Source organism: Caulobacter sp. 17J65-9, assembly GCF_010975005.1.
Taxonomy (GTDB): Bacteria; Pseudomonadota; Alphaproteobacteria; order Caulobacterales; family Caulobacteraceae; genus 17J80-11.
The window spans coordinates 1-4971 of sequence record NZ_JAAIVC010000220.1; the positions used below are offsets into that span (position 1 = coordinate 1).

Here is a 4971-nt window from a genome sequence, read left to right on the forward strand (position 1 = left end):
CGTCGGACGAGCCGACTTCGCCGCCGCAGGCCGCCGACAACCGCGCCGCCAGGTCCGCCAGCGGCACCGCGCGTAAGGCCTCGGCCGGGGCCACGACGCCCTCGGCGCGGTCGGCCAGACGCCCGGCGAAGCCCGCCAGCGCCGCCAGGTGCTGGGTCAGGGCGTCGACGGCCTGGGCCTCCTGCATGGCGATCTTCAGCTCCTCGCCCTCGCAGGTGCGCACCAGCCGCTCGACCAGGTCGCCGAGCCGTTCGCACATCTCGCCGGCGCGCACCGTCTCGACCGCCAGGGCCTGCAGGGCCGCGGCGGCGCTGACGTGGGCTTCGTCCTCGCGGGCGGGCGGCGGGCGCATCAGAACAGCTCCACCGCGCCGTGGTCCACGACCGGGGCCGGCACGGGCACGCGCGCGACCTCGGGCTGGTCGGTGACCGCCTTTTGCTGAGCCCGGCCGGACACCGGCCAGAACTGCACCCGGCGCGCCCCCGAGCCGCCCAGGCTGGAGCCCACCACGGGGATGCCTTCGTCGCGCAGGAATTTCTCGGCGAAGGCGGCGTTGGCGCCGCCCACGTCGGTCAGGCCGTCGAACATGCGTCCGCCGCCGAACAGCTTCGCTTCCAGACGCTCGCGGCGACCGCCGCGGCGCAGGATGTCGTTGATCAGCAGTTCCATGGCGTGGGCGCCGTAGCGCTGGGCCACGCCGCCGTCCTTCATCCCGTCCGGCAGCAGGAAGTGGTTCATGCCCCCGATCCCGGCCACGGGATCCCGCAGGCAGGCGGCCACGCAGCTGCCCAGGATGGTGGTCAGCACCACCTCGGGATCGCTGGTGACGTGCTGCTCGCCCTGCACGACATGAATGCGTTTGCCGGCCCGAGCGGCGCTCTGGGCGGCGGCGGTGGCGGTCATGTCAGTTGTCCGAACACGGCCTCGATCTTCTCCTTCAGGGTTTGCACCGTGAAGGGTTTCACGAGGTAGTTGTTGACGCCGTACTGCACCGCGCGCTGCACCAGCTCGCGGTCGGCCCGGCCCGTCAGCATGATGAAGGCGGTGGTCTTCGTCGGCGGATGCGAACGGATGGCGCGCAGCAGGCCCAGGCCGTCCAGCTTGGGCATGTTGTAGTCGGAGATCACCAGGTGCACCGGCTTGGTGATGATCTCGCGCAGGGCCTCCTCGCCGTCGGCGCATTCGCGCGTGTCGGTGATGCCCAGCTGCTGCAGGCCGGTGCGCACCAGCGAACGCATGGTCAGCTGGTCGTCGACGATCAAGGTGCGGATCGAAGAAGCTGCGGGCATTACTGGTCCCTCCCCGGCGTGGCCGCCGAGCACAAGTCGAGAATCGCGGGCCCGATACGGCCCAGCGAGAGTTGTTTTTCCACCGCGCCGAGCTCGAAGGCCGCGCGCGGCATGCCGTAGACGACGCAGCTGGCCTCGTCCTGGCCCAGCGTGCGCGCGCCCTTTTCCTTCAGCGCCAACAGCCCCTGGGCGCCGTCGCGGCCCATGCCGGTCAGCAGCGCGGCGACGACGCGCGGGCCGTGCTTGGCCGCGGAATTGAACATCACGTCCACCGACGGACGGTGGCCGTTCACCGGGTCAGCCGCCACCAGGCGGCAGCGCGGATGCGCGCCGGAGGTGATCTCCAGGTGGGTGTGGCCGCCGGGCGCGAGGTAGACCCGGCCGGCCTCCAGCGGCGCGCCCTCCACCGCCTCCGTGACGTGGGCGGCCGAGGCGCGGTCCAGGCGCTGGGCGAAGCTCTTGGTGAAGGTCGCCGGCATGTGCTGGGTGATGACCGTCGGCGGGCAGTTCTCCGGGAAGGCGGAGATCACCGTCAGCAGAGCCTCGACACCGCCCGTGGACGAGCCGATCGCCACGATCTTGTCGCCGCCGGAATAGCCTTCGCGCTTCTCGACCGCCGGCGCGCTGCCCAGCGGGCGCACGCGCGCCCGGGCGGCGGCCTTCACCTTCACGGCCAGGTCGCCGAACGCCTCGGCCGCGGTCACGCCCGCGCCCGGCTTGCCGACGCAGTCCACCGCGCCGATCTCCAGCGCCGCCAGGGTCACTTCGGCCCCGGCCTGGGTCAGGGTCGAGACCATGACCACCGGGGTGGGACGCAGGCGCATGATCTTCTCGAGGAAGGTCAGGCCGTCCATGTTCGGCATTTCGACGTCGAGGGTGACGACGTCGGGATTGAGCCGCTTGATCGCGTCGCGCGCTTCCAGCGGATCGTTGGCGAAGCCCACGACCTCGATGTCGGTGTCGCGCCGCAGGGTGGCGGCGATCAGGCTGCGCATGGTGGCCGAGTCGTCGACCACCAGGACGGAGACGCGGCTCATCGGGCGCCTCCCAGCCGGTAGGTGGTCAGGCCGCAGGTCTCCAGCCGGCCGGCGGCCGGCCCGGTGACCCGCTCGGAGTGGCCGATGTACAGCGTCGCCCCCGGCGTCATCACCGGGATGAAGCGCGACCACACCCGCTCCTGGGTGGTCTCGTCGAAATAGATCACCACGTTACGGCAGAACACGACGTCGAACCGGCCCTTCATGGGCCAGTCGCCGATCAGGTTGAGTTCGCGGAACGAGACCAGCTCGCGCAGCTCCGGCGCGACCTCCCAGCGGCGGTCGCCGCCGTGCGCCGCCTTGCGGAACCAGCGCCCGCGCAGGTTCAGCGGCACCGGCTCGACATGGTCCTCGCGATAGAGGCCGTCGCGGCCCTCGGCGACCATGTTGGGGTCGATGTCGGTGGCCAGGATCTTCACGTCGTGATCCAGCGCGTCCGGCATGGCCTCCAGCACGGTCAGGGCCATGGAGTAGGGCTCCTGGCCGCTGGAGCAGGCCGCCGACCACAGGCGCACGCGTCCGCCCTGGCGCGCCCGCTCGGCCAGCTTCGGCATCACCTCGTCGCGCAGGTGCTCGAAGTGGTGCGGTTCGCGGAAGAAGCGGGTCACGTTGGTGGTCAGCGCCGCCATCATGGCCTGGCGCTCGTCCAGGCCCTCGCGGCCCTGAACCAGGTCGCAGTAGTCGCGGAAGCTCTTCAGCCCCAGCGAGCGCAGGCGTTTGGCCAGCCGCGAATAGACCAGGGCCGCCTTGGCCTCGGTCAAGGCGATCCCGGCATGCGAGTGCAGGATCGACGCGATCTGACGGAAGTCGTCGTCGGTGAAGGCGAACTCGCCTTCGACGATGGGACGCTTGCGGGATCGGTCGCCGTTGTCGGCGACGATGCTCATGCGGCCTCCGCCTCCAGCTCCGGCAGGACCTTGTCCAGCGCGATCAGGCTGACCATGCGGCCTTCGACGGCGAACAGGCCCTTCACGAAGGTCTTCACCTGGTCGCAGGCCACGTCCGGGGTCGGCTGCACCTGGTCGTCAGTCAGCTCGATGATGTCGGACACCGCGTCGACCAGCAGGCCGACGGTGCGCTCGCCGATGCGCACCACCATGATCACGTGGCGGGCGGTCGGCTCGGCGGTCTTCAGGCCCAGGCGCGCGCCCAGGTCGACGATCGGCAGGACCGCGCCGCGCAGGTTGATCACGCCCTTCATGAAGGCGGGCGAGCGCGGCAGCGGGGTGGCCGGGGTCCAGCCGCGGATTTCGCGGACGGACATGATGTCCACGCAGAACTCCTGCTCGCCGATGCGGAAGGAGATCAGTTCACGACGCGCGCCGGCGCCGGTGGTGACGACTTCGGTCATGGTCATCCTGCCATTCGCTTTTCGGTACGCGCCGGCTTGCGCCGGGTGGAGACGAGGGCGTCGACGTCGAGGATCAGGGCCACGCGGCCGTCGCCCAGAATGGTCGCGGCGGCCACGCCCTCGACCTGCTGGTAGTTCGACTCCAGGCTCTTGATGACGACCTGGCGCTGGCCCTGGATGGAGTCGACCAGAAGCGCCGCCTTGCCGCCCGCCTCGCTCTCGATCAGCACGGCCACGCCCGACGCGGCCGGGATCGGCTCGTCGCGGAAGCCCAGCGCCACGCCGACGTCGACCAGCGGCACGAAGGTGTCGCGCACGCGGATCACCGCGTCGCGGCCGCCCACCAGGTGGACGTCCTCGGCCTTGGGCGTCAGGCTCTCGACGATGGTGGTCAGCGGGGTGACCAGGGTCTGGTCGGCGGCGGTCACCACCATGCCGTCCAGCACGGCGAGCGTCAGCGGCAGGCTGAGGGTGAACTTGGAGCCCTGGCCCGGGATGCTCGAGATCGAGATGCGGCCGCCCAGCGCCCCGATCGAGCGCTTGACCACGTCCATGCCCACGCCGCGCCCGGACAGGTCGGAGACCGCGTCGGCCGTGGAGAAGCCGGGCAGGAAGATCAGGTTGTCGACCTCGTCGTCGCTCAGGATCGCGTCTTCGGCGATCAGGCCCTTGTCGACGGCGATCTTGCGGACGCGCGGCCGGTTGATGCCCTTCCCGTCGTCCTGGACCTCGATGATGATCCGGCCCGAGCGGTGCAGGGCGGCCAGGCGGACCACGCCCTCGGCCGGCTTGCCGGCGGCGGCGCGCTCGTCCGGGGTCTCCAGCCCGTGGTCGATGGCGTTGCGCAGCATGTGGGTGATCGGGTCGGACAGCCGCTCGATCACCGTCTTGTCGACTTCGGTGCCCTCGCCCTCGGTGACCAGGCGAACCTTCTTGCCGGTCATCTCGGCGCATTCGCGGACCAGGCGCGGCATGCGCTGGAACACCGACTTCACCGGCTGGGCGCGGATGGCCATGACGCTGTCCTGGATCTCGCGCGTCAGCTGCTCGAGGTCCTCCAGGCCGACGGCCACGTTCGACGAGCGGGCCAGGCCGCTCTCGCCCACCCGCTGAGACAGCATGGCCTGCTGGATCACCAGCTCGCCGACCAGGTCGATCAGGCGGTCGACGCGCTCCAGGTCCACGCGGATGGTCGCCTGGACCGGCGCGGCCGGGCCCTTGGTCTCGTTGGCGGCGGCCGGCGCGGCCGGCTTCGGCGCGGGCTTCGCCACCGGGGCGGCGGCCGGCGCCGGCG

At 71.2% G+C, this 4971-nt stretch carries 7 protein-coding genes; all 7 read right to left on the minus strand.

All coding sequences use genetic code 11. The annotated features are described in order from the left end of the window. On the minus strand, positions 1 to 352 hold a 352-nt coding region (locus tag G3573_RS19940; protein ID WP_205598391.1), incomplete at its 3' end, for a hypothetical protein. Next, positions 352 to 903: a chemotaxis protein CheD gene (locus G3573_RS19945; RefSeq protein WP_163263424.1), complete on the minus strand. Its 552-nt coding sequence runs from the start codon at positions 901 to 903 to the stop codon at positions 352 to 354. The genes G3573_RS19940 and G3573_RS19945, both read right to left, overlap by 1 nt. Then, positions 900 to 1289: a response regulator gene (locus G3573_RS19950; protein WP_163263425.1), complete on the minus strand. Its 390-nt coding sequence runs from the start codon at positions 1287 to 1289 to the stop codon at positions 900 to 902. The genes G3573_RS19945 and G3573_RS19950 overlap by 4 nt, the downstream gene beginning before the upstream one ends. Next, entirely contained in the window at positions 1289 to 2326 is a 1038-nt protein-coding gene (locus G3573_RS19955; RefSeq protein ID WP_163263426.1) for a chemotaxis response regulator protein-glutamate methylesterase, read from the minus strand. Before G3573_RS19955 ends, G3573_RS19950 begins: the two co-directional genes overlap by 1 nt. Further along, positions 2323 to 3213 (minus strand): protein-glutamate O-methyltransferase, encoded by an 891-nt coding sequence (locus G3573_RS19960; RefSeq protein ID WP_163263427.1) that lies wholly within the window; start codon positions 3211 to 3213, stop codon positions 2323 to 2325. The genes G3573_RS19955 and G3573_RS19960 overlap by 4 nt, the downstream gene beginning before the upstream one ends. Then, entirely contained in the window at positions 3210 to 3677 is a 468-nt protein-coding gene (locus G3573_RS19965) for a chemotaxis protein CheW (protein ID WP_163263429.1), read from the minus strand. Before G3573_RS19965 ends, G3573_RS19960 begins: the two co-directional genes overlap by 4 nt. Positions 3678 to 3679: 2 nt before the next feature. Beyond that, positions 3680 to 4971, minus strand: a 1292-nt coding sequence (locus G3573_RS19970) for a chemotaxis protein CheA (RefSeq protein WP_163263428.1), incomplete at its 5' end; no start/stop codon positions are given.

What these genes read in the sequence shown, in the direction of transcription:
- G3573_RS19945 (WP_163263424.1), bottom strand. Translation starts at nt 903, where the DNA reads ATGACCGCCACCGCCGCCGCCCAGAGCGCCGCTCGGGCCGGCAAACGC.
- G3573_RS19965 (WP_163263429.1), bottom strand. Translation starts at nt 3,677, where the DNA reads ATGACCGAAGTCGTCACCACCGGCGCCGGCGCGCGTCGTGAACTGATC.
- G3573_RS19955 (WP_163263426.1), bottom strand. Translation starts at nt 2,326, where the DNA reads ATGAGCCGCGTCTCCGTCCTGGTGGTCGACGACTCGGCCACCATGCGC.
- G3573_RS19960 (WP_163263427.1), bottom strand. Translation starts at nt 3,213, where the DNA reads ATGAGCATCGTCGCCGACAACGGCGACCGATCCCGCAAGCGTCCCATC.
- G3573_RS19950 (WP_163263425.1), bottom strand. Translation starts at nt 1,289, where the DNA reads ATGCCCGCAGCTTCTTCGATCCGCACCTTGATCGTCGACGACCAGCTG.